The organism is Pseudoalteromonas agarivorans (assembly GCF_024518735.1).
GTDB classification, from domain to species: Bacteria; Pseudomonadota; Gammaproteobacteria; order Enterobacterales; family Alteromonadaceae; genus Pseudoalteromonas; species Pseudoalteromonas atlantica.
On sequence record NZ_JANIGJ010000001.1, the window covers coordinates 146465 to 172774 of the forward strand.

A 26310-nucleotide genomic window follows, 5' to 3' on the forward strand; every position below is an offset into this window, starting at 1 on the left:
ATTTATTTTCAAGCCCTAGGTATATCAAGCTATCGTCATTTTGAGGTTGTAGATGGAAACCATTGATAAAATTAAACAGCAGATTTCAGAAAACCCAATTATCCTTTACATGAAAGGGTCGCCTAAATTACCAAATTGTGGTTTTTCTTCACAAGCGTCACAAGCTCTAATGTCATGTGGCGAACCATTTGCCTATGTTGATATTTTACTTAATCCAGATATTCGCGCTGAGTTACCAGCATACGCAAATTGGCCTACTTTCCCACAGCTTTGGGTTGAGGGCGAATTAGTAGGTGGATGTGACATTATCATTGAAATGTTTCAACGTGGTGAATTACAGCCACTGATCACTGAAACTGCAGCTAAGTATAAAGAAGCTGACGCAGAGTAATTGCTACTTTGCTAGATTATTAAAGCCACGTTTTACGTGGCTTTTTTGTGCCTATTAACTTTCTTACGTCTTAATCTCTTGAACAGCCCATCAGTGGGTGATTATAACCATTAATTTGTGCTCAATAGTTAGTAAACTCAGCCTTCGCTCCTCGTTTAGGTGCACCTAGTCAGGATAAGTAAGCAACAAAGCTACTTATTATAAGCGCGAATTTTAATTAAAATATGAGTTTTATATCAATGCGCAATAAGACGTAGTCATTTTGCGGGGCTAAACGTGTCGCTATTTGCGTTAAAGAATTCTTTTTAGAACAACCAAGTAGCGAGTTTTTCCTAGCTATCAACACGTTTTTCCAGCCTCAAAATAGTTCGCTCAATCAAGCGAATTGGTAATAAATAAAAATTCACTACATCTGCACTAAAAACGACACCACAATTAATAACTATACTAATGAACTCTAAAAAAGCGTGATCCTAAGCCTCTAATTTATTTAAAACGCATTAAACTATCTAAATGTTAACTGAACCCGTTAGAAATTAGTGAATATTTATTCACTGGCTTGGCGCTTTACGTTTACGTAAAGGGTATTGCTTTAACGCCTTTGTTTTTACAAAATGTTAAAATTGACACCAGTGTCATGAAAAAATAACGCGCAAATAAGCGCTAATTGTTAAAACTTATGGGTAAAAAAGAAATCTTGCCTTGAAGTGAGAAATATTCAAGAATGTGAATATGTATTCAAAATAATATTGACTCTATTTACTATAGAGGCTAGTTTTGTGCGTCTGTTAGCAAATCGTCGAGCAGTTCATTCACGTTAACAGTGCAGCAAGGGAGGGGTCTATGTTATACGACTCAACATTAGAAAAAGATAATTGTGGCTTTGGCTTAATAGCCCAAGTAAATGGTCAAGCTAGTCATCGGCTTATTCGTACAGCTATTACTGGACTTGATCGCATGCAGCACCGCGGTGGTATTTCTGCCGATGGTAAAACAGGTGACGGCTGTGGTTTATTACTACAAAAACCTGACAGTTTTTTCCGTGCTATTGCGAGTGAGCATAATTGGCACTTAGGTAAAAATTACGCCGTAGGCATGGTTTTCTTAAATTCAGATCCCGTTTTAGCACAAGCTGCAAAACAGGTTTTATGTGAAGAATTAGAACAAGAAACACTTAAAATACTCGGTTGGCGTGAAGTGCCTACTGACCCTTCAATGCTAGGGCCAATTGCTACACAGCAATTACCTGGTTTTGAGCAAATTTTTGTTAGTGCGCCTGAAGGATGGCGTTCTAAAGATTTAGAGCGACGTTTATATGTAGCACGTCGCCGTGCAGAAAAGCGTTTAGCAGAGGATGAGTCGTTTTATATTGCGAGTTTATCGGGGTTAGTGACTATCTATAAAGGCCTTATGATGCCTGCAGATTTGCCTAACTTTTATTTAGACTTAGCTGATATTCGTATGACCAGCGCTATTTGTGTATTCCATCAGCGTTTTTCTACTAATACTCAGCCGCGTTGGCCTTTAGCACAACCATTTAGGTATTTAGCGCATAATGGTGAAATTAATACCATTGAAGGTAACCGCCAATGGGCTCGTGCACGTTCGTATAAGTTTTCATCACCACTTATTCCTGATTTACAAAGTGCAGCGCCGTTTGTAAACGAAACCGGCTCTGACTCTTCAAGCTTAGATAACATGCTGGAGCTGTTTTTAGCAGGTGGCATGGATTTATTCCGTGCTATGCGTATGCTTGTGCCACCTGCATGGCAGAAGAACCGTGCTATGGATGATGACTTACGCGCATTTTACGACTTTAACTCTATGCACATGGAACCGTGGGATGGCCCTGCGGGCATTGTTATGTCTGATGGGCGTTTTGCAGCCTGTAACCTTGACAGAAATGGCCTGCGTCCAGCGCGCTATGTTATTACTCAAGATGGCTTTATTACACTTGCCTCTGAGGTAGGGATTTGGGATTACACTGCAGATGAAGTGGTCGAAAAAGGCCGTGTAGGACCAGGTGAGCTTTTAGTAATTGATACTAAATTAGGCAAAATTTGGCACTCAGACGAAATCGACCAAGATTTAAAATCGCGTCATCCTTATAAGTCATGGCTTGAAGAAAACGTTAAACGTTTAACCCCGTTTGAAGAGCTTACCGAGCAAGATGCGGGTAATCGCTCATTTGATGACGAAACACTTGTTAAATACCAAAAAATGTTTGGTTACACTAACGAAGAGCTCGATAGTGTTATTCGCGTAATGGGTGAAAACGGCCAAGAAGCAACAGGCTCTATGGGTGATGACACGCCATTTGCAGTACTTAGCGAAGGGCATCGTTCATTGTACGATTACTTCCGCCAAAAGTTTGCACAAGTGACTAACCCGCCAATAGACCCGCTGCGTGAAAACCACGTAATGTCACTGGCAACGTGTATTGGTAGTGAGCAAAATGTATTTAATGAAACTACAGGCCACGCTAAGCGCCTACAGTTTGATACGCCAATTTTAATGTATGCAGACATGCAGCAGCTACTAAATGCCGATGACGAGCATTACAGCTACTGTAAAATTGATATTACATACACAGCAGAGGAAGGTTTAGAAAAAGCGGTTGCACGTATTTGCGACGCTGCACAAGAAAAAGCAGCAGCCGGCTGTGTAATGCTTATTTTATCTGACCGTAACTTTAGCGAAACCCAATTACCAATTCCTGCTGCTATGGCGGTAGGTGCTGTACAAAAACGTCTAGTAGATAATAACTTACGTTGTGAGTCTAATATTATTATTGAAACGGGTAGCGTACGCGATGCACACCAATTTGCCGTATTACTTGGTTTTGGTGCAACCGCAATTTACCCATACCTTGCATACGAGTCACTGGTTGCGATGAGCGACAGTAAAGTGATTGATAAATCGTACTGCGAAGTGACGCTTTCGTACCGAAAAGCCATTAATAAAGGCTTGTACAAAATTATGTCTAAGATGGGCATAAGTACAATTGCATCGTACCGTTGTTCAATGCTTTTTGAAGCGGTTGGTCTATCTGATGCTATGGTAGACATGTGCTTTAAAGGTGTGGCAAGTCGTATTAAAGGCGCCTGTTTTAGCGATTTTGATATTGATCAGCAAAAGCTACATAAACTTGCTTTTAGTAAGCGTAAATTACTGAGCCATGGCGGTTTATTAAAATACGTTCACGGTGGTGAATACCACGCTTACAACCCAGATGTTATTCAAACGCTACAAAAGGCCGTACGTTCAGGCGATTATAAAGACTACGCAGCCTATGCTGATTTAGTTAATAACCGTCCTATTGCAACGCTGCGCGATATGTTAGCGCTTAAATTACCTGAAAAAGGCATTAGCATTGATGATGTTGAGCCGGCTGAATTTTTATACCAGCGCTTTGACTCTGCAGCTATGAGTATTGGTGCACTTTCGCCTGAGGCGCATGAAGCGCTTGCCATTGCAATGAACCGCTTAGGCGGGTGTTCAAATTCAGGTGAAGGCGGTGAAGATAAGCTGCGCTACAACACCGAGAAAAACTCACGTATTAAACAAGTTGCCTCGGGTCGTTTTGGTGTAACGCCGCACTACCTTCGTAATGCTGATGTAATTCAAATTAAAGTGGCGCAGGGTGCTAAACCTGGTGAAGGCGGACAATTACCAGGCGAAAAAGTAACGCCATATATTGCAAAGCTTCGTTATTCGGTACCCGGTGTAACATTAATTTCACCACCACCGCATCACGATATTTACTCAATTGAAGATTTAGCCCAGCTAATATTCGATTTAAAACAAGTAAACCCAGAAGCGATGATATCGGTGAAGTTAGTATCTGAGCCGGGTGTAGGCACAATTGCCACAGGCGTAGCTAAAGCGTACGCCGACTTAATTACTATCTCAGGTTACGATGGTGGTACCGGTGCAAGCCCATTAACGTCAGTTAAATACGCGGGTAGCCCGTGGGAGCTTGGCCTTGCAGAAACCCAGCAAGCGCTTGTTGAAAATGGTCTTCGTCACCGTATTCGCCTGCAAACAGATGGTGGTTTAAAAACGGGTTTAGATATCATTAAAGCCGCTATTTTAGGTGCAGAGAGCTTTGGCTTTGGTACAGGCCCAATGGTGGCGCTAGGTTGTAAATACTTACGTATTTGTCATTTAAATAACTGTGCGACCGGTGTTGCAACGCAAGATGAAACACTTCGTCAAAAGCATTACCACGGCTTACCAGAAATGGCGATGAACTACTTTAAGTTTATAGCTCAAGAAGCACGTGAAATTATGGCAAGCTTAGGTGTTGCTAATCTAACTGACTTAATTGGTCGTTTAGACTTATTAGAAGCGATTGAAGGTAAAACAGCGAAGCAAAAGAAAATAGATTTATCGTCTGTAATTGCTCAGCCAAATAACCCAACGGGCGAAACCTTATTTTGCAGCGCACCAAATAGCTCACACTATTTAGGCGAACTTAACGAAACGTTACTAGGTAAAGCGCAACAAGCGATTGATACCTCTTCGGGTATTTCGCTAGTAAGCCGCATATGTAATACAGACCGTTCAGTGGGCGCAATGCTGTCGGGTTACATAGCCTCTAAGCACGGCAATCAAGGTATGGCTGCAGATCCGGTATCTATTGAACTACATGGTACAGCAGGGCAATCATTTGGTGTTTGGAATGCCGGTGGCCTAGAGATGACCCTTATTGGCGATGCAAACGACTATGTGGGTAAAGGCATGGCCGGTGGTAAGCTTGTTATACGCCCACCACTGGGATCATCGTTTGAAAGTCATAAAGCGACTATTGCTGGTAACACATGTTTGTACGGTGCTACGGGTGGTAAGTTATTTGCCGCAGGCTGTGCTGGTGAGCGTTTTGCAGTACGTAACTCTGGCGTGCAAGCCGTTGTTGAAGGCGTAGGTGATAACGGCTGTGAATACATGACTGGCGGCGTTGTATGCGTGCTAGGTAATGTAGGCGTTAACTTTGGTGCGGGTATGACAGGTGGTTTTGCTTATATTTTAGATGAGCGAAGTGACTTTGAAAAACGCATTAATCCAGAGCTTGTAGAAGTAGTAACACTTGATGATTTAAGTTCGCACCAAGAGCATTTGCGTGGCCTAATTGCCGAGCATTTAGAGCTTACGGGTTCATGTCGAGCAGAAACCATTTTAGCTAATTTTGAACTGTACTTACCTATGTTCAAACTAGTTAAACCAAAATCAAGTGATGTAAAAAGTTTACTCGGGCACCGCGCTCGCAGTAGCGCAGAACTTCGTGTTCAAGCGCAATAAGGGGGCAGTATGAGCGAAAATGTATATCAATTTATAGACGTGCAGCGTGTTGATCCGCGCAAAAAACCAATCTCGTCGCGTAAAAAATCTTTCGTGGAAATTTACGAACCCTTTTCTGAGAATCAGGTAAATTCACAAGCTGACCGTTGTTTAGACTGTGGTAACCCTTACTGTGAATGGAAATGCCCAGTGCATAACTACATTCCACAGTGGTTAAAACTAATTAGAACTGGCCGTATTTTAGAAGCGGCTGAGCTTTCTCATCGTACAAACAGTTTACCTGAAGTGTGTGGACGCGTTTGTCCACAAGACAGACTGTGTGAAGGTTCATGTACGCTTGATGAAGAGTTTGGCGCAGTAACGATAGGTAATATTGAAAAATACATTACCGATACCGCATTTAAAATGGGCTGGAAACCAGACATGTCATACGTGACATGGACGGATAAAAAAGTAGCTATTATTGGAGCGGGTCCGGCTGGTTTAGGGTGCGCAGATATTTTAGTACGTAACGGTGTAAAGCCAGTGGTTTTTGACCGTCACCCGGAAATTGGTGGATTACTTACTTTTGGTATCCCTTCTTTTAAACTTGAAAAAGAAGTAATGCAAAAGCGCCGTGAAATTTTCACCGAAATGGGTGTGGAATTTAAGCTAAACGTTGAAGTGGGTGTAGATATCACTATGGACGAAATTTTAGCTGACTACGACGCGGTATTTTTAGGTGTAGGTACGTATCAGAGTATGCGTGCTGGTCTTGAAAACGAAGACGCGCCAGGCGTACACGACGCACTGCCATTTTTAATTGGTAACACAAATCGCGTTATGGGTTACGATGAAAAAAACCAAGCGTGCATTGATATGGCCAATCAAAAGGTTGTGGTACTTGGCGGTGGTGATACCGCGATGGACTGTGTGCGAACGTCTATTCGCCAAAATGCAGCTAAAGTAACTTGTGCTTATCGCCGTGATGAAGAAAATATGCCAGGCTCTAAGCGTGAAGTTAAAAACGCTAAAGAAGAAGGTGTAAACTTTACCTTTAATGTACAGCCAACGGGTATTGTACTTGACGATAATGGTCATGTTGCAGGCGTTAAAATGGTTAAAACGCAACTGGGTGAGCCTGATGAAAACGGCCGTAGCCGAGCAGAAGTTGTACCAGGCTCTGAGCACGTACTTGAGGCAGACCAGGTTATTATGGCGTTTGGCTTTAAACCACACAAAATGGACTGGTTAGAAAAGTATGATGTAGAAATTAACCACTGGGGCGGCATTAACGCACCAGAGCAAGGTGAATTTACTCATCAAACAACTAATCCGAAAATATTTGCAGGTGGCGATATAGTGCGAGGCTCTGATTTAGTGGTAACGGCTATTTTTGAAGGGCGTAACGCTGCTGAAGGTATTATGGATTATTTAGAGGTTTAATTATCTCGTTAAGTTTTAAATATAATAAAGGCAAGCCAACTGGCTTGCTTTTTTTTGCTTTTTTTCAAATGAAAAAGTATTAAAAAATTGTCATTAACCAATAATTAACGTGTAAATCTTGCTTAAAGTACTATTTCAGTACAAACTTGCTGCTAACTTCTTTTTTTAAATCCTCGGAAAATGAGCTTTTAGAGCTCGCTTGCAAATAAAAAATAATAATATGAATGCATACTCAGACAACAGAGAAAGAAAGCTAATTGTTCGCTTTTTTTCGACCATCGGATTTATAGCTACCTTCGCTATGGCGTGTAATGCACTGTCTAATGCTGATGTAGTGCTTGGTATTATGCTGCTAGTTTCAGCTGGTTTTTATGCGTGGGCTTTTAGCCTTTACCGCGCAGTCGAAAAATCAGCGACCACCATTTTATATAACCTTTACTGTTTAATGCTGTATTTAGTGATCTCGGGCGGAGCTGAAGGTACTGGGCCAATTTGGATATTTATTGTATCACCGGTGACTTACTCTATTAGAGGCCTTAAAAAAGGAACATTTGATATTGTTGCCTTTTTATTTGCCGTGATCGCCGGCTTTATTATTACAGATAACTTTAATATTTATGATTATCAGCCTGAAGCACTTCCGCTGAGGGTGGTCATTTCTTTTATTATTGTTGCTTTATTAAGTGGTTTTTATGAGCGCTCACGCGAAAAATACAATGAAAAAATAGTCGCGCTGAGTCAAAAAAATGAGCGCCTTGCCACAATAGATCACTTAACTGATTTACCTAACAGACGTTTTATGATGAAAGAACTTGCTGAGCTTAAACATCTTCATAAAAAAACTAAGCAGCCGTATGTAATTTTGCTAGCTGATGTTGATAATTTCAAAAACATTAATGATAACTACGGCCACGACTTTGGTGATGAAGCGTTAACCCAACTTGCCAATATTTTAAAAAAGAGCATGCCAAAGCAAGGTATTGCTTCTCGGTGGGGCGGTGAAGAGTTTTTAATTGCACTACCAAACAGCGACAAAGATCAGGGGCAAAGTATTGCAGAAAAAATTCATGTCGAATTACAAAAAAATCCAGTGCGGATGAATGGAAAATCGGTGGTATTAACTATAAGTATGGGGCTTGTGCAAAGCCAGTTAGATACAACCATAGCCCAAGACATAAAGCTTGCCGACGAGCGATTATACAAAGCAAAAGAGCAAGGTAAAAATAGAACTTGCTCTTAACGCTTGCGTTAGTTAATCCATAGAAAAGCTATCAAGGTTGGGGCGGCTTTTACTTTTTCGCCGCTGTAAACTTAAATAGCACATTGCACTGCACAGTATCTGTGCTAATAAAAGTAACCATTGATTATTAGCCACTATGTTGCCAATAATAAACCACTGCCAAACACTCACCGTTACTTGATAAACCAATATAAGTTTTAAAAAGCTAAAGAGTTTTAGCTTAAATTCTGCGTGCTTAAACTTACTAAACCCGATAAGTAAAAAGCTTAAAACAACAAGTAGCCACCCAGTAACATGGCAAAAATTTATCAGCATGCTTTGCATTTAAAACGTCTCTCCACTGTTGTAGCAAAAGTATAACTTATGCGTGCGCCATAATAAGCTCTTTAGCATTTGCTTTAGCGGTTTTACTTATATTATCGCCACCAAGTAAGCGTGCAATTTCATTAATACGGCCATCTTTATTTAGGCTGAGCATTTGAGTAAAGGTCTCGCCTTGTGCTATTTCTTTTGCTACAAAAAACTGCTGATGCGCACTACTTGCAACCTGGGGTAAATGGGTTACACAAATAACCTGTGTTGATTTTCCTAGTTGGCGTAATAACTTCCCTACAGAGGAGGCGGTAGGACCTGATATACCTACATCCACTTCGTCAAAAATAAGCGTTGGTGTTGTCACTTTTTGGGCAATGATCACCTGTATGGCAAGGCTAATACGCGACAGCTCACCACCCGAGGCGACTTTAGCTAAAGGTTGCAATGGCTGCCCAGGATTAGTAGAGACTAAAAACGAGACGCTATCAAAACCTAATGCATTGGGTTGGCGCTCAGCTTCTTGGGTAAGCTGAATTTCAAAGACCCCATTTTCCATCGATAAATTAGCCATGCTTTCACTAATTAATTGATTTAATGTATTAGCATATTTATGGCGACTTTCGCTTAGCTGATCACTGGCGTGCTGGTATGCACTTAGCGCATTACTTATTTCATCGTCTAATTGCGCCAAACGTGAGCTATTGTTACTAATTGACTCTAGCTCTTGTGTTAAACCTTGATGAAACTCAACCAGCTCTTGAGGCTTTATATGATGCTTACGGGCTAAGTCCATCGCGCCACTTAAGCGCGCTTCTACTTCTGTTAATCGAGCAGGGTCTAAGTCGGCTTGCTCTGCGTAGTTTCTTACTTCTCTGCTTGCTTCTTCAACTTGCACTGCGGCTTCATCTAATAATGCAGCTACACTTGCTAAGCTTTCGTCATAATTTGCAAGCTCGGCAAATTGCTGAGCGCTGTGTTGCAGCATTGAACAGGCATTTTGCTCATCACTTTCGTATAAATGCTGAAGTTCGCGCTGGCAGGCTTCTAAAATGGTTTGGCTGTTACTTAGCTTGTAATGTTCGGCCTCTATTTGTTCAAACTCGCCGTCTTGTAAGGCAAACTCATCTAATTCGGCAACTTGGTATTCGAGTAATTGTTTTTGAGCGGCTTGTTGTAATTGCTGTTGCTCAAGCTGTTTAAATTCTTTTTGCAGGTTTGCATATAATTTAAAGCTTTGGCTAACCGCTTTTACAAGCTGGTTGTGGCCTGCGTAGGCGTCTAGCAGTTGCAGCTGGTGTTCAGCTTTTAAAAGGTGCTGATGAGCGTGCTGTCCGTGTATAGAAATTAAATACTGTCCCAGCTCTTTAAGTTGAGCTGCTGTAACAGCGCTGCCATTAATATAGCTTTTGCTGCGGCCATTTTTACATACAACGCGTCTAAGTAGGCATTCGTTGTCGTTACTCGTTAGCATGTGTTGTTCTAAAAATGCTTTAGCAAGAGGAAGGGCAGTTAAATCAAATTGTGCGCACACTTCTGCTTTATCTGTACCAGGGCGAACCGCCGACGCTTCAGCGCGCTCGCCTAAACACAGTGAAAGTGCATCAATGGCAATCGATTTACCCGCGCCGGTTTCACCCGTGATCGCCGTCATGCCGTTATGCCACTCAGTGCTTAAGTTACTTACAATTGCAAAATTTTTAATTTCTAAACCAATTAACATACTGTTCATCCATCCAGTGAATTAACTGTTAATTTATACAGTGTTTAGGTTTTTTGCAAATTAATTTTTTACTTTTTAAGCAACGCTCGCATTTTGAGAAAACTGACTATCAGAGTCAGTACTTTCATCAGAAGGGGTTTCGTCAGTATTTTCAAGGCTTTCGCTTGGGCTTACAGGTGTGTCAGTTTTAATTTGTACAATCAATGAGGGTAAAATTTCGTGATAAAATGCTTTATTATATAGTATGCCTTGCTGGGGTAACTCACTCACAAAGTACTGTATATTATCTTGTAGCGCTTGGGCGTTTTCACTTTGCAGTGCTTTTTGAAACTCAATCGAAAGCGTGCTCACTAAGCTGTCGCTAATATCTTCTAAATGCTGTAGGTTTTCATCAGTATGGGGCTGAACCACAAAAAAATTGGTCACAATTGCCTGAATTTGCGCTACATACTTAGGTCTTATTATTTTGGCTTCTAATAAATTGTTTAGCTTGGTTTTGAGGCGAGTGTTTACTTGGGCAACACGTTCGTTAAATTGTTTTTTCTTGGTTTCTAACGCTTTTTTTCTATTGTTTTCAACTCTAATATAAGCGCCAAGCAAAGTGATAAGTAATAACAAAGCAAAGATAACAACATAAGTCATTGCTAGATATTCCTAGTTTGATTAATTTTTATTTGTCTTGTATTTTGCGCTAAAGCACTACGCTTGGCAATAAAATTAGTATAAACGGCTGCCCCAATTAAGTTTAGTACGTAAAACGTTGTAGTAAGAGTAGTTTTTTGGGTGAATTAAGCGCAGTTTTCTGTCGGCTTTTTTAATAACCACTTCATCGCCGGGTAAAACGGCAAGCACTACATGGCTGTCGCAACTGACTTGTAAGCTGTCAGTGTTCTCAAGGCTTAACTTTAAGCGTACCTCGTTATCGGCATCAACCACTAAGGGTCTGCTTGATAATGTATGCGGAAACATAGGCACTAACGAAATTGCATTAAGCTCAGGTGTTAAAATGGGCCCGCCACCCGATAAAGAATAAGCTGTAGAGCCGGTAGGGGTTGATACAATTAAGCCATCAGAGCGCTGAGAAAACACAAAATCATTATTAATAAAAGCTTCAAACTCGATCATGTGGGCAACTTTGTCGGCGTGTAGCACCGCTTCGTTAACGGCTGAATTCGCACTTTTAAGTTCGTTATGGCGGTATACTTCCACCTCGAGCAAAAAGCGTTTTTCTTCTAAATATTCGCCGCTTAACACTTGCTCTAGGCTACCTTCAAAGCCCTCTGGGTTTAAGTCGGTTAAAAACCCTAAATTACCTCTGTTTACGCCTATTACAGCTACGTCAAAGCGTGCCAGTACGCGAGCCGCACCAAGCATATTGCCATCACCCCCTACAACAATAGCAAGGTCGGCTTGCTCGCCTAAGCTAACAAGGTCAACTTGATGAGTATCAGGGACATCCGATAACTGCCCACCGGTGCGCTTTTCTACAATCACGGTAAAGCCAAGAGCCGATAAAAAAGTATGTAAACGCTGTAACGTAGCCGCAGCTTTAGGATGGTTTGGTTTACCTATAAGGCCAATAGTTTTAAACGGTGAGTGCATAACGGCTGCAATAAAAAGTAATAATATTTTTGTAGGGTAACTCAAAACAGTAGTGTTTGAAAACACAGATTTACCAATATGATAATGATTCAATTACGCCTGTATATTGCCAAGCTCACCTAAGAGCTGATTATTGGCTCAACAGATTAAATTACCCCTTTAATTTTTGTATTTAATGCTTAAAAATAGTTGCAGCAGTGTTTTATTGTAATGCATGCAACAACATATTCACTTAAAGCGTGCTTTAGGCTTGAATTTGTTTTAACTGCCCCGATATCTCTTTCATGCAACAAGATGTAGATAACATGAATATAAACCCGCGAGATCAAAAAATCTTTTCAGCAGTGATGAGCCTTTATTGTAATGGTGAAGGGTTGCCCGTTCCATCAACAAAAATAGCGAAGCAAAAAGGCATGGCGGTTTGTTCTGCCACGGTACGAAATGCTATGGCGCGACTTGAAAAAGTAGGCTTGTTATATTCCCCTCATACATCGGCAGGGCGTGTACCTACAAACCAAGGGTTTGATTATTGGTTTGATGAGTTTTTTCCGTTAGCTAAAATAGCTAATTACTGGCAGCCAAAGCAAGCACAACTTGTGAAGCTGGCCCATGGATTAAGTAAAAAGTATCAAGTATGTTGTTGTGTAGGCTTACCCCAAGCAAGCTCACAACAAGTGTTTAGAGTAGAAGTGCTTGAGTTTGATTCTAACGATTGGCTTGTATTGCTAATAGATAGAGCAGGGCAAAGCCATAATATTTGTATCAACAAACCTGATGATTCCTCAGATGCCGTGCGTTATCAATTTGCAACTTGGTTAAACACAGTATTTAGCCAACAAACCTTAATGGAAGGTTTGTACAGAATGCAAGCAATGGCAAACACCGCACCGCGTAATTGCCATGACTCACTGACACAGTGGACGCGCCAGCTTAGTCACAAGCTTGGATCAGATAACAGTATTGTAGTAGGCGAAAACTATTTATATAAAAAGGTCGATTGCGAACAAAGCTTAAATATTGGCGTTTCATTTTTAAATTTTGTCGAAGATAAACTCGCATTTAAAAACGGTGTATCAGTTTTAAACACTGAAAACTTACCGTTTACAGAGTGTAATGAGCTGATAGTAATTAGTGTGCCGTACTTTCAAAATCAAGAGTATCAAAGCCGCTTTTGCGTAATTTGCCCTAAATCGGCGCAAATTGAACAATTAATCCAAGAATTTAAATTATTAGAGCCATCTAACTCTTGAATCTTTTTATTCAATCCCCATAATTACCGCAGTTGTAAAGAATTGGAGCACGTATTTTATGTCTGAGCAGACACAAAACCCAGAGCAAGAAGTAGAACTAAACGAAGAAGTAGCTCAAATGGAAGCTGATGTTGAAGCAGCAGTAGAAGCCGCAGAGCAACACGAAGCAGACCAAGAGCAAAGCCCTGAAGCTGAAATTGCAATGCTATACGCAGAGCTTGAAGCCGCTAAGCAAACCATTGCGGATCAAAAAGACAGCGTTGTACGCGCCGCCGCAGATGTAGATAACATTCGTCGTCGTGCTGCACAAGATGTAGAAAAAGCACATAAATTTGCACTGGAAAAGTTTGCTAACGAATTACTTCCAGTAATCGATAACCTAGAGCGTGCTATTGAGTTTTCTGATAAAGAAAACGAAACCCTAAAGCCATTGCTTGAAGGTATTGATATGACAGTTAAAAGCTTTAACGATGCGGTTGCAAAGTTTGGCGTTGAAATTGTTAACCCACAAGGTGAGCAATTTAATCCAGAATTCCACCAAGCAATGTCTATCCAACCAAGTAACGATGTTTCACCAAACACGGTACTTGCAGTAATGCAAAAAGGATACACATTAAATGGTCGTTTATTACGCCCTGCAATGGTTATGGTATCTAAAGCAGCAGACGCTTAATTAGTCACTGTTTATAAAAAATGCCTCATTATGAGGCATTTTTTTTGTCTATTTTATAATGGATTAACTGCACCAGCATAGTTAATAGCACGGCGCTAAACATTAAGCTTGAAAACGGCACTGCACTTTTTGCATGCACCACAGCAAGCAATGGGCCAACGAGCGCGCCACTGCCAAAGCGCAGCGTTCCAATAACAGCGGTGGCGGTACCGGTGTTTTTTTCAAACTTCATTAATATTAATGAATCAGCATTACTTGCTGTTACCCCTAGGCTCATCATTAAAGGCGCAATGGCCGCTACAATGTAATATAAAGAAAGCTGCAACAAGCTAAACGTAAGCAGTGCCAGCCCAGAGGCAAAGCCACATACAAGCCCTATGTACAGCATTTTTCGAGAGCCAATTCTTGGTACAATTCGGGTATTTAAAAAGTTACCACACATAAGTGCCATGACATTAAATGCGAATAAAATACCAAATAATTGCTCAGATACATTATATAAATCTAGGTATACAAAAGGCACTGAGGTTAAAAAGCAAAAAAAGCCAAACGAGACAAACATAGAGCTTAATATGTCTGCACGTGCATCTTTATTACTAAGTACCGTTTTATAGCTGTCGAAAAACAAGGCTAGGCCTTTTTTCTCATTTTTATGAATGGGGATATCAATTAAATACACTTGTACAAACGCTAAAATTAAAAAGCTATAGGCAGCAAGAACCAAGAATATGGTTGACCATACCGAGAACCCTAAAATAAACGACCCCACAGAGGGGGCAACTAAGGGCGCTACCATCATAATCATAGATACATACGACATGCCCTTAGCGGTGTTTTTTTGATAAATATGCCTAATTACGCCAGGCACAACCACAGTGGCTGCCGCGCCGGTGAATGCTTGCACGGCTCTAAGTACCCAAAAGGTGTGTATTTCGGTGGTAAAAGCCAGCGCAAATGAGCTTGCACCAAATAAGGTTAAGCCAATACGGGCTAGTTTTCGTCGACCGAGTTGATCGGCAATAGGGCCAAAAAATAACATGCCTAGCGAGTAGCCAGCCAAATAAATACTTAGCGAAATTTGTACATTTGGCATAGTGGTTTGTAAATCGTTCGCAATAACCAACATGGCCGGTAAGTACATGTCTATAGCCAGCGGCGTAATAGCAACAATACTGGCTAACAAGGGTAACAAAATTCGGGTATTAAAAGACGAGGCCGAGGCGTCCATGTAGTCACTCAACATTCACTAAAAACAAGGCTTATAGTGTAACAGGGCTATGCAAGGGTATAAACTTAGTTTGTCTGGCAAGGTCATTTATTTATTAAAAATAAAAAGCGGCGTAATAAAGAGCAAAGATTCTAAACTGGCACCGTGTTTGCTATTCTACAACTAATAAAAATTAAAGACTTGAAGGAAACACTATGAAAAAACTAGCCCTTGCCTTACTCGCAACTGCAGTTTTAGCCGGCTGTAAAACATCGCCTACGGGGCGTACTCAAATTGCGCTGTATTCAGAGCAACAAATGAGTGAAATGGGCACCGCAAGTTTTGCTCAAATGAAGGAGTCACAGCCAATCAATAAAGATGCAAAAACCAATGCGTATGTAAATTGTATTGCTGAAAAGGTCGTGGCTGTTTTACCAAAAGAATACGCCTCACAAAATTGGGAAGTTGTGGTATTTGAAGATGAGTCGGCAAATGCCTTTGCATTACCAGGTGGCTATATAGGTGTTCATACGGGGTTATTAAAAATAGCCACCAATCAAGATCAGCTTGCAACCGTACTAGGGCACGAAGTGGGCCACGTTATAGCAGAGCATTCAAATGAGCGTGTATCGCAAAGCTCAATTTTAGATACCGGTATGCAATTAGGCAGCGCAGCGCTTGAAATGGGCAACGTACAATACCGCAACGAAATTATGCAAGGTTTAGGCTTAGGGGCGCAGTACGGCGTAGTTTTACCGTTTAGCCGTTCACACGAATCAGAGGCCGATACCATTGGCTTAGATTTAATGGCGCAGGCTGGCTTTAACCCACAAGAGTCGGTAACGCTTTGGCAAAATATGAGCGCAGCAGGCAGTGGTAGCACACCTGAGTTTTTATCTACTCACCCTGCACCGAGCAATCGAATTAATAATCTACAAGCGCAAATGAGCGAAGCTCTTAGCGAGCAAAGTACGGCTAAATCGCAGGGTAAAAACCCGCAATGTACGCTGTAAATTAGTTTTATATAAAAAGCCCCTGTAAGCAGTTTACTTACAGGGGCTTTATTTTATTAAGCATCAAGCTATTACTCACTTAGTGCTTGTTTAAACACTGCCTTAAATCGATCAAAATCTTCTACTTGCGGTAAATGACCTAAATTATCAAGTTCAAACAGTTGCGCATCAGGAATAAGCGCAGCAGCGTGTTTTCCTAATTTGTCGTAACGCCCCAGCTGATAATCTATCCCGTCTTTTTTCCAGTTTCGGCCAGGGCCTGTTCTGTCACGTGTACCAATAATTAATTTAACCGGCACGGTTAAGTCTTTAAATTCAGTGATCACCGGTTGGGTAAAAATCATATCGTAGGTTTTAGCGTTAACCCAGGCAATTTGCTCTTTATCTGGGCCTTGTATTTGCCCTGTAATAAAGTCGGTTAATGCTGAATACTGAGCATTCCATTGACCATCGTAATAGTTTTTTTGCTGGTACTTTTTAACACCTTCGGGCGTTTTGTTAAGCTCATTTTTATAAAAAAAGTTGGTGTCTTTGTATTTTACATAGTGTAAGTAGTTTTCAAGCCCTATTGGATTAAGCAAAATCAGTTTAGTGGTTGTATCTGGGTACATTAATGCAAAACGGCTCGCTAGCATTCCCCCCATAGAGTGGCCAACAACAATCGACTTTTCAAGATTTAGCGAGTCCATTAATGCATGTGTATGATGCGCAAGCGCCGCAAATGAATATTGATAGTTAGTGGGCTTTGAAGATTTACCAAAACCAATTTGATCGGGGATCAGCACCCCAAACCCAAGCGACTGTAAGTAACGAGCTGTGGGGCTCCAGTAGTCGGCATTAAAGTTTTTACCGTGCATTAGCGTCACTATTGGCATATTTTTTTGCGTGGGTTTTAAATAAATATACGCCATTTTTAGCGATTGCTTTTGTGAAGCAATATCAAAATAATTTACTTTAAAATCATACTGGTAATTTGTTAAAAGTGCATCGTAAGAGAGGGTTTTATAGGGTTCTGTACTACTGGCAAATGCATTATTAGTAAAGGCTAATAATGCAGACAAACAAATAACTTTAATCGCTGGCATTTCCTTACTCCTATTAAAGGCAAGCACACGGCTTTAATTAAAGTAAGACAATAACTAAGTATTAAAGGCTGTTCAATTAAATAGTTTTCATGGCAAAAAAAGAGCACTGTTTAAGTGCTCCGTTTAAAAGTAATGTTGACTCTGTTTTACACTGTATGGACTTAAAAAGTCCACTCAACGTGTATTTGTGGAACCGATTCAGTGACCTCAGTGCCTAGCTTATTATGCCAGTATTGCAGTTCCATACCCAGTAATAGGGTGTTTTCTTTCATTTCTAACGCGTGGCCCATATCCCATACTAAAATAGGCTGTGCAAGTATCCACGCTTCTACGTCGTTACCAAATTCATCTTCGCGCTCTGCAATGTACTCAGCGTGTCCTTTAAAGCTAAATTTTTGCGAGCCTAGGGTAAACGGGTATTCAAAGGCTACATCAAACATCCAGCTATTAGTTTCAATAGGGGCACCGCCTTTTGCTACGCCTTCACTGTCATCAATATAGGCAGTGACAAGTGTTTGAAAAAAGTTGAACCCAGGTACATCCCAGCTTAATTTAACACCCGGTAGGTATTTCATCATTTTGGCATCGCCGGCAACGTTAATTCCGCCAGTAAGGCCTACATCTAATAATGCACCTGCGCCAATTTTCTCACCGCTAATAGCCGATAAGCTTAGCGTTGAATACCATTCGCCGTAAAAGTCGCTATCTTGGTAGCCGTCGGTTGTATCGTCTTTGCTGTAATCAATAAAGAAAAAGTTATCACCGTAATCATAGCCCGATGCATGTTGCAGCGAGTAAACAGTAGTGTCTGATTCTTGCTTGGTAAATGGGTTTTTTTGGTCGCCATTATTAACATGTAATGCGGTACTGCTCCAATTAGCAGCAAGGGCAGAAGATGATAAAGCGATTGACGTAAGGGTAACTAGGGGAAGTATTTTTTTAAATTTCATAATCTATATTTAACTATAACTTTAGTGACACGCGAAAGCGCGCATTATAGCACAAGGTATTGATTTGTAGATTATTATTTTAACATATGTTGCAGCTTATTTATTAAGCTGCAACATAAGATTTTGCACGAAATTTAGGCTTTATTGCGGCGCAAACAAATAACGGCAATGGCAGTAAAGGCTAAGATAAAGCAGTAGTAAGATGACGTTGACACTTCCCACGGGCTAATTTTAAACGTAGCACCTAACAGTAATGCTTGAGCACCATAGGGCAGTGAGCCTTGCGTAACACAAGCAAAAATATCGAGTAAACTTGCAGAGCGTTTACCACTTATTTCGCCATCATCAGCAAGCTTTTTAGCAATAGGGCCTGCAACAATAATGGATACCGTGTTATTGGCTATACACACGTTGCTGGTTAATACCAACGCAGCTATACCAAGCTGATCAGCTACTTTGCGGTGCCACTTGGCAATCACTTTTGTAATGGCTTGAATTTTTTGTGCCAGAAAATCAAGGCCACCGTTAATACGAATAAATTCAGATAAGCCACCAATAAACATAGAAAGTAAAAATATTTCCTGCATATCGGTAAAGCCTTTGTAAATATCTTTTACGAAGCTTGCGCCTTCGTAGCTGCCGGTAAAGCCCATTAGCGCAGCAAATACAATACCGCTAAATAGCACCACAAACACGTTCATACCGGCAACAGCCAATACTAAAATAAAGGCATAAGGCAGCACTAATAATAAATCAAAATCTTTAGTTTCTACAGCTTGTGGAGCAGGTGTTAAATAAAGCAGCAAAGCAATGGTTAATACGGCAGCAGGAACCGCTATTTTTAAGTTTTCTTTAAACTTGTCTTTCATTTCACAGCCTTGCGTACGCGTTGCTGCAATGGTTGTGTCTGAAATAATAGAAAGGTTATCACCAAACATTGCGCCCGATACTATAGTACCGGCCATTAGCGCAGGGTCGATGCCTGTTTTAACGGATACCGCATAAGCAATTGGCCCTATAGCACCAATGGTACCCATTGATGTACCCATTGCAGTAGAGACAACCGCAGCAATTAAAAATAGCCCAGGTAATAACAGCGACGGGGGAATAAGTGACAAGCCAGCGTTTACAACCGCATCCACACCACCGGTGGCACTTGCTACTGCCGAAAATGCACCAGCAAGTAAATAAATTAAACACATGGTAATAATGTTGTTGTGTCCTGCGCCTTTAATAAAGGTTTCAACACATTGGTTTACAGTGCCTTTGTTTAAAATAAAGGCAAGCATAATAGCGGGTAGTATAGCAACCGGCGCTGGGAGCTGGTAAAAAGCGTAATCAACCCCTTGCGATTGTAAATATAAACCTGAGCCTAAAAAAAGGGCTACAAAGGTAAGAAGGGGAAGCAAAGATAGAATTGCTTTGTTTTTATTAAATGTTGGCTGCATTGTATTCCTCATAACCAGTTAATATAACCACAGCCAAAACTCCTCTTTTAGCTGAATTTAGTAGATCACTCTTTAATTGAAAAGTAGATGACCACAGCGCCCGCAAGCCAAAGACCAAATCGACGCGAAAGAGAAGTTTAAATGTATAGATGGCTAAAGTAAACTGGTATTGTTATTATTATTTAATTAAGGGCTTACCTGACTATTGCACGACTTTTAGATAATATCTACCGGTGTGCGATTATATGTGGCTAATAATTGCTCAAAGCAAGTTTAGGTCGGCAAATTAGTCAGGGTACGCAACAACAGATCCAACTAAATCAGATTAAGGCAATAACAATGAATCGAATAGGTGTTTTTGGTGCTAACGGCAGAATGGGCTTAGCCCTATTAGAAGCCGCGACAATTAAAGAGCAAACACAACTTGGTGGTGCGTATGTTCGCAGCAGCTCATCGTTATTGGGTATTAATGTAAATCAAGTAAACAGTGCAGCCGACAAAGCCATTAGCTTTAGCGACGAGAGCAAGGTTGCTGATGTTGATGTACTTATCGACTTTACGTTACCTGCAGGTATGCGCAATCACTTAAAAACAGCGCTCGATAAAAAACTGCCTATGGTTATAGGCACCACAGGTTTAACTAGCGAAGACATGGCATTATTAGAAAATGCTGCTAAACATATTCCTATTGTGTTTGCGCGTAACTACAGCGTTGGCGTTAATGTGCTACTTAACCTAGTGCAAACAGCGGCCACTAAGTTTGGTGACGACCTAGATATAGAAGTTTTTGAAGCGCATCATCGTCATAAAATAGATGCGCCATCGGGCACAGCATTAGCCATTGGTGAATCTATTGCACAGGCTAAAGGGTGGGATCACGATGAAGTAGCGGTATACGACCGTAGCCAAGTAGAAACCGCAAAATCGCAAAATGAAATTGGCTATTCAGTACTAAGAGGCGGGGACATAGTAGGTGAACACACCGCCTATTTCGCAACTATGGGCGAAAGGCTTGAATTAACCCATAAAGCAAGTTCGCGAATGACCTTTGCATTAGGAGCTATAAGGGCTGCGCAGTGGTTACAAAATAAACCAGCAGGACTTTATGATATGCAAGATGTGCTAGATCTGAAGTAGTTTAGTTACTTTTTTAGCTGTTTGGGTCTATTTTTGCCTAAAACGACTTATTTGTAGTATTTATCTAAATAACGTTAGACCTAAATAGCATCTTCATGTAGAATGCAGCCAATTTGCCAAAAATTACTAAATGCGTGTTTCCAATTATACCCAAGTGGCTAGTAAAACCAGGGGTTTCAGTGGGAATGAAAAGAGTTTTAGGCAAGAAAAATGATTGAAGGTTTAGCGTTTTATATCGGCATCATTTAAGACTGCGTAAAACAATTTAAGCTCACAAAAAAATCTGGTTTTGACGATCCCTCTGGGTATTGGCGGGGTGTTAAGCATTTGCTTACTCCCGTTTTTTACTGTTAGGAGGTTTAACTTGACTAAATCCGCTCTGTTAGTCCTAGAAGACGGCACAGTGTTTCGCGGTACTGCAATCGGCGCTGACGGCATGTCAGTCGGTGAAGTAGTATTCAATACGTCTATGACTGGTTATCAAGAAATTTTGACTGATCCATCATACGCGGAACAAATCGTAACTTTGACGTACCCACATATCGGCAATACGGGTACCAACAGCGAAGACGAAGAAGCGAATCAAATTTGGGCTAAAGGCCTAGTGATCCGTGATTTGCCACTGCTAGCAAGTAACTTTCGTAACGAGCAATCGTTAGATGATTACTTAAAACAACGTAATATTTTAGGTATTGCGGACATCGACACCAGAAAGCTTACCCGTATTTTGCGCGACAAAGGCGCACAAAACGGCTGTATTATTGCCGGTGACGAGTTAGACGAAAACAAAGCGTTACAAGCCGCGCAAACCTTCCCAGGTTTAAAAGGTATGGATTTAGCAAAAGTTGTCTCAACCAAGGAAAATTTTGAGTGGCGCGAATCAAGCTGGACATTAGGCCAAGGATTTAAAACCCTTAGCAGCGATGATGAAAAGTTTCATGTAGTAGCCTACGACTTCGGTGTTAAACGTAATATTTTACGTATGCTAGTTGATCGCGGTTGTAAATTAACCGTTGTACCAGCGCAAACCTCAGCCGCCGATGTACTTGCTTTAAACCCAGATGGTATCTTCTTATCTAATGGTCCTGGCGATCCAGAGCCATGTACTTACGCTATTGATGCAATTAAAACCTTTTTAGAAACCGATACACCAATTTTTGGTATTTGTTTAGGGCATCAATTATTAGCACTGGCCTCAGGTGCTAAAACAGTAAAAATGAAATTTGGCCACCACGGTGGTAACCACCCAGTAAAAGACTTAGACCGCGATGTAGTAATGATCACCGCACAAAACCACGGTTTTGCTGCCGATGAAGACACACTACCAAGTAACTTACGTGCCACGCACAAATCGTTATTTGATGGAACACTACAAGGTATTCATCGTACTGATAAGCCAGCGTTTAGCTTCCAAGGTCACCCAGAAGCAAGCCCAGGCCCGCACGATGCAGCCCCATTATTTGACCACTTCATCGACCTGATGCAAGCGCGTAATAACTAATTTAACTGGAGTAATAATGCCAAAACGTACCGATTTAAAAAGCATTCTTATCTTAGGCGCAGGCCCAATTGTAATTGGCCAAGCTTGTGAATTTGATTACTCTGGTGCTCAAGCGTGTAAAGCACTTAGAGAAGAAGGCTTTAGAGTTATATTAGTTAACTCAAACCCAGCGACTATCATGACCGACCCAGAAATGGCCGATGCAACGTACATCGAGCCTATTCATTGGGAAGTGGTAGAAAAAATTATTGAAAAAGAAAAGCCAGATGCAGTACTACCAACAATGGGTGGTCAAACTGCATTAAACTGTGCACTTGATTTAGATAAGCACGGCGTACTGGCTAAACACGGCGTTGAGCTTATTGGCGCAACCGCCGATGCAATCGACAAAGCAGAGAACCGTGAACGCTTTGACGTAGCCATGAAAAACATTGGCCTTGAATGTCCACGTGCTGAAATTGCTCACTCTATGGATGAAGCACACGATACGCTAACACGTATTGGTTTTCCGTGTATTATTCGTCCTTCTTTCACTATGGGCGGAACCGGTGGCGGTGTGGCTTACAACATGGAAGAATTTAACGAAATCTGTGAGCGCGGCCTAGATTTATCACCAACAAGTGAGTTGTTGATTGATGAATCACTGATTGGCTGGAAAGAATATGAAATGGAAGTTGTTCGCGACAAAAAAGACAACTGTATCATTGTATGTTCTATCGAAAACTTTGACCCAATGGGTGTACACACTGGTGATTCAATCACCGTTGCACCAGCACAAACCCTAACCGACAAAGAATACCAATTAATGCGTAATGCCTCTATGGCGGTACTGCGTGAAATTGGTGTTGAAACCGGTGGTTCAAACGTACAGTTTGGTGTAAACCCTGATGATGGCCGTATGGTTATCATTGAGATGAACCCACGTGTATCTCGCTCATCCGCACTGGCATCTAAAGCAACGGGTTTCCCTATTGCTAAAATTGCCGCTAAGTTAGCAATTGGTTACACGTTAGATGAACTTCAAAACGACATTACAGGTGGTAAAACACCAGCGTCATTTGAGCCATCAATCGACTACGTAGTAACAAAAATTCCTCGCTTTAACTTTGAAAAATTTGCTGGCGCGAACGACCGCTTAACAACGCAAATGAAATCAGTGGGCGAAGTAATGGCGATTGGTCGTAACCAGCAAGAATCGTTACACAAAGCATTACGCGGTCTTGAAGTAGGCGCAACGGGCTTTAACCCAATTGTGGCACTTGATGACCCGAAAGCGCGCGAAAAAATCATCCGTGAACTACGCGAGCCAGGCGCTGAGCGTATTTGGTACATTGCCGATGCAATGCGCCACGGTATGAGCGTAGAAGAAGTATTTGAACTTACCAAAGTTGACCCTTGGTACTTAGTACAAATAGAAGACATTTTAAAAGACGAAGCTAAAATCGCTGAAGGTGGCATGGCCGGCTTAAATGCAGAGTTTTTACGTAAACTTAAGCGTAAAGGCTTCGCCGACCCACGTATTGCTGAAATTGCTGGTGTATCTGAAGCCGAAATTCGCAAAAAGCGTCATCAGTTAAACATTGTACCTGTGTACAAGCGTGTTGATACCTGTGCTGCCGAATTTAGCTCAGACACAGCTTACATGTACTCAACGTACGATGAAGAGTGTGAAGCGAACCCGTCAGACAAAGACAAAATCATGGTTATTGGCGGCGGTCCTAACCGTATCGGCCAAGGCATTGAGTTTGACTACTGTTGTGTGCACGCAGCCCTTGCGCTACGCGAAGACGGCTATGAGACCATCATGGTTAACTGTAACCCTGAAACGGTTTCTACCGATTACGATACCTCTGACCGTCTATTCTTTGAGCCAATTACACTTGAAGACGTATTAGAAATTGTACGTGTTGAAAAACCAAAAGGTGTGATTGTACAGTACGGTGGCCAAACACCACTTAAACTAGCACGTGAACTTGAAGCGAATGGTGTGCCAGTAATTGGTACTTCACCAGATGCGATTGACCGCGCAGAAGACCGTGAGCGTTTCCAACAGTTAGTAGAGCGTCTTGATTTACTACAACCAGAAAACGCAACAGTTACATCAACTGAAGAAGCATTACTTAAATCAGGTGAAATTGGCTTCCCACTGGTTGTGCGTCCATCGTACGTACTGGGTGGCCGTGCAATGGAAATTGTTTACGATGAGCAAGACTTACGTCGTTACATGACCGAAGCGGTACAAGCTTCAAATGAAGCGCCAGTACTACTTGATCACTTCTTAGATAATGCAATTGAAGTGGACGTTGATGCAATTTGTGACGGCGAGCAAGTAATTATTGGCGGTATAATGGAGCACATTGAGCAAGCGGGTGTTCACTCGGGTGACTCAGCATGTTCATTACCTGCACACTCTTTATCACAAGAAGTGCAAGATGTTATGCGCAAACAAGTAACCGATATGGCACTTGAGCTTGGCGTAGTAGGCTTAATGAATACACAATTTGCTGTAAAAGATGGCAAAGTGTACTTAATTGAAGTGAATCCACGTGCGGCGCGTACTGTACCGTTTGTATCTAAAGCGACCGGTATTGCACTTGCAAAAGTAGCCGCGCGTTGTATGGCGGGTCAGTCTTTAGCAAGCCAAGGCATTACTAAAGAAGTAATTCCACCGTATTACAGCGTTAAAGAAGTTGTTTTACCATTTGCTAAGTTCCAAGGTGTGGATCCTATCCGTGGCCCAGAGATGCGCTCTACAGGTGAAGTGATGGGTGTTGGCGATACTTTCGCCGAAGCGTTCGCAAAAGCACAATTAGGTGCAAGCAACACTTTACCACGCGGTGGTCGCGCGTTACTATCTGTACGTAACAGCGATAAGTCTCGTGTTGTAGAACTTGCTAAAACCATGACAGACCTTGGTTTTGAAATTGATGCAACAGGTGGCACAGCAGAGGCTTTAAAAGAGGCCGGTATTGAAGTACGCCGTGTAAACAAAGTATATGAAGGCCGCCCGCATATTCTTGATAACATCAAGAATAAAGAGTACAGCTATATCGTAAATACCACCGAAGGTCGCCAAGCGATCGAAGATTCGAAGGTGTTGCGTCGTGGTGCATTGCAAAACAAAACCAACTACACGACAACCTTGAACGCGGCATTTGCTAACTGTACTGCTAACCAAGCGGACGACCGTAGTAAAGTGACGTCAGTTCAAGAGCTACACCAGCGATTGAACTAAGGAAATGTACCAAGGCCACTAGGCCTTGGTGTTAAGTGAGAAAAGTATGCAATCAATTCCGATGACAGTTCGTGGCGCAGAGTTACTGCGCGAAGAGCTTAACGAATTAAAAACAGTTACCCGTCCTAAAATCGTAAATGATATTGCGATTGCACGTGAACATGGTGACTTAAAAGAAAACGCTGAATACCACGCTGCGCGTGAGCAACAGGGTTTTTGTGAAGGCCGTATTCAAGAAATTGAAGCTAAGCTTTCAAATGTGCAAATTATTGACGTAACTAAAATGCCTAATACAGGTAAAGTTATTTTTGGTACTACTGTCACTATTGTAAATGTAGAAACAGATGCCGAAGTAACCTACCGTATTGTGGGTGATGACGAAGCAGATATTAAAAATAACTTAATTTCTGTTAACTCACCGATTGCGCGCGGTTTAATTGGTAAACAAACAGATGATGCTGTGACCATTAAAACGCCTAAAGGCGACGTTGAGTACGAAATCATTGACGTTGAGTATCTTTAATATTTAGCTCACAGTAATGTACAAGCAAAAACCGATGCAATTGCATCGGTTTTTTTATACCTAAAAACTAGCTAATGCCAACTTACCCTCATAAACCGCATATATAACACCACCCCTCAAAATAGATTATTTAATTAAACGGATTGGCATTAGTAGATTGCTATAAAAAGCGCGCGCCATTACCCGTTAAAAAATTTATAAATAAAATGGTGACTGCATAAATGCTAAACACACTCTACGCTTATTCATATTGCATAAAGACTGTGCGTGTTGATATAGGTACATTCATATAGG

Annotated in this window: 19 protein-coding genes; 11 read left to right on the plus strand and 8 right to left on the minus strand. The window is 41.4% G+C overall.

Annotation, left to right across the window (positions count from 1 at the left end):
- Positions 1-52 precede the first annotated feature (52 nt).
- From NQT65_RS00660 to NQT65_RS00675, 4 genes are all read left to right on the plus strand, one after another.
- Positions 53-391, plus strand: coding sequence for a Grx4 family monothiol glutaredoxin (locus NQT65_RS00660; RefSeq protein WP_004588110.1), 339 nt, complete (start codon positions 53-55; stop codon positions 389-391).
- An 843-nt stretch (positions 392-1234) separates the two neighbouring features.
- Positions 1235-5692, plus strand: coding sequence for a glutamate synthase large subunit (gene gltB, locus NQT65_RS00665; RefSeq protein WP_024033372.1), 4458 nt, complete (start codon positions 1235-1237; stop codon positions 5690-5692).
- A 9-nt stretch (positions 5693-5701) separates the two neighbouring features.
- Positions 5702-7117 carry a glutamate synthase small subunit GltD family protein gene (locus tag NQT65_RS00670; RefSeq protein ID WP_004588108.1) on the plus strand — a complete coding sequence of 472 codons (1416 nt, stop codon included), beginning with the start codon at positions 5702-5704 and terminating at the stop codon, positions 7115-7117.
- Positions 7118-7337: 220 nt separating this feature from the next.
- Positions 7338-8357: a GGDEF domain-containing protein gene (locus tag NQT65_RS00675; RefSeq protein WP_256850246.1), complete on the plus strand. Its 1020-nt coding sequence runs from the start codon at positions 7338-7340 to the stop codon at positions 8355-8357.
- Positions 8358-8369: 12 nt separating this feature from the next.
- Here NQT65_RS00675 and NQT65_RS00680 read toward each other — a convergent pair whose 3' ends face one another.
- From NQT65_RS00680 to nadK, 4 genes are all read right to left on the minus strand, one after another.
- On the minus strand, positions 8370-8681 hold the full coding sequence (locus NQT65_RS00680) for a hypothetical protein (protein WP_004588106.1): 312 nt from the start codon (positions 8679-8681) through the stop codon (positions 8370-8372).
- 37 nt (positions 8682-8718) lie between these two features.
- Positions 8719-10392, minus strand: coding sequence for a DNA repair protein RecN (recN, locus tag NQT65_RS00685; protein ID WP_138685013.1), 1674 nt, complete (start codon positions 10390-10392; stop codon positions 8719-8721).
- A gap of 75 nt (positions 10393-10467) precedes the next feature.
- Positions 10468-11034: a hypothetical protein gene (locus NQT65_RS00690; RefSeq protein WP_138685012.1), complete on the minus strand. Its 567-nt coding sequence runs from the start codon at positions 11032-11034 to the stop codon at positions 10468-10470.
- A gap of 75 nt (positions 11035-11109) precedes the next feature.
- On the minus strand, positions 11110-11994 hold the full coding sequence (gene nadK, locus NQT65_RS00695; protein ID WP_004588103.1) for an NAD(+) kinase: 885 nt from the start codon (positions 11992-11994) through the stop codon (positions 11110-11112).
- Positions 11995-12278: 284 nt separating this feature from the next.
- On the opposite strand from nadK, the gene NQT65_RS00700 reads away from it, so the two are divergent.
- Both NQT65_RS00700 and grpE read left to right on the plus strand, forming a co-directional pair.
- Positions 12279-13244: an HrcA family transcriptional regulator gene (locus NQT65_RS00700; RefSeq protein WP_256850247.1), complete on the plus strand. Its 966-nt coding sequence runs from the start codon at positions 12279-12281 to the stop codon at positions 13242-13244.
- Between the two features lie 58 nt (positions 13245-13302).
- Positions 13303-13917 (plus strand): nucleotide exchange factor GrpE, encoded by a 615-nt coding sequence (gene grpE / locus NQT65_RS00705; RefSeq protein WP_024033377.1) that lies wholly within the window; start codon positions 13303-13305, stop codon positions 13915-13917.
- 28 nt (positions 13918-13945) lie between these two features.
- Here the strand turns inward: grpE and NQT65_RS00710 are convergent, their stop codons facing one another.
- Positions 13946-15145, minus strand: a complete 1200-nt coding sequence (locus NQT65_RS00710; RefSeq protein WP_024033378.1) for a Bcr/CflA family multidrug efflux MFS transporter — start codon at positions 15143-15145, stop codon at positions 13946-13948.
- Positions 15146-15339: 194 nt separating this feature from the next.
- Between NQT65_RS00710 and NQT65_RS00715 the strand changes: the two genes are divergently transcribed.
- Positions 15340-16137: a M48 family metallopeptidase gene (locus tag NQT65_RS00715; protein WP_024033379.1), complete on the plus strand. Its 798-nt coding sequence runs from the start codon at positions 15340-15342 to the stop codon at positions 16135-16137.
- Positions 16138-16208: 71 nt separating this feature from the next.
- Here NQT65_RS00715 and NQT65_RS00720 read toward each other — a convergent pair whose 3' ends face one another.
- The 3 genes from NQT65_RS00720 to NQT65_RS00730 form a co-directional block, all read right to left on the minus strand.
- Positions 16209-17222: an alpha/beta fold hydrolase gene (locus NQT65_RS00720; RefSeq protein ID WP_256850248.1), complete on the minus strand. Its 1014-nt coding sequence runs from the start codon at positions 17220-17222 to the stop codon at positions 16209-16211.
- 161 nt (positions 17223-17383) lie between these two features.
- Positions 17384-18172, minus strand: coding sequence for a hypothetical protein (locus tag NQT65_RS00725; protein WP_055255029.1), 789 nt, complete (start codon positions 18170-18172; stop codon positions 17384-17386).
- 134 nt (positions 18173-18306) lie between these two features.
- Positions 18307-19620 carry a Na+/H+ antiporter NhaC family protein gene (locus tag NQT65_RS00730; RefSeq protein ID WP_004588096.1) on the minus strand — a complete coding sequence of 438 codons (1314 nt, stop codon included), beginning with the start codon at positions 19618-19620 and terminating at the stop codon, positions 18307-18309.
- A gap of 339 nt (positions 19621-19959) precedes the next feature.
- Between NQT65_RS00730 and dapB the strand changes: the two genes are divergently transcribed.
- From dapB to greA, 4 genes are all read left to right on the plus strand, one after another.
- Positions 19960-20757 carry a 4-hydroxy-tetrahydrodipicolinate reductase gene (gene dapB / locus NQT65_RS00735; protein ID WP_138685009.1) on the plus strand — a complete coding sequence of 266 codons (798 nt, stop codon included), beginning with the start codon at positions 19960-19962 and terminating at the stop codon, positions 20755-20757.
- 364 nt (positions 20758-21121) lie between these two features.
- Positions 21122-22258, plus strand: a complete 1137-nt coding sequence (carA, locus tag NQT65_RS00740) for a glutamine-hydrolyzing carbamoyl-phosphate synthase small subunit (RefSeq protein ID WP_004588094.1) — start codon at positions 21122-21124, stop codon at positions 22256-22258.
- 16 nt (positions 22259-22274) lie between these two features.
- Positions 22275-25493, plus strand: coding sequence for a carbamoyl-phosphate synthase large subunit (gene carB / locus NQT65_RS00745; protein ID WP_024033384.1), 3219 nt, complete (start codon positions 22275-22277; stop codon positions 25491-25493).
- A 46-nt stretch (positions 25494-25539) separates the two neighbouring features.
- Positions 25540-26016: a transcription elongation factor GreA gene (gene greA / locus NQT65_RS00750; protein WP_004588092.1), complete on the plus strand. Its 477-nt coding sequence runs from the start codon at positions 25540-25542 to the stop codon at positions 26014-26016.
- The last annotated feature ends 294 nt before the right edge of the window (positions 26017-26310 follow it).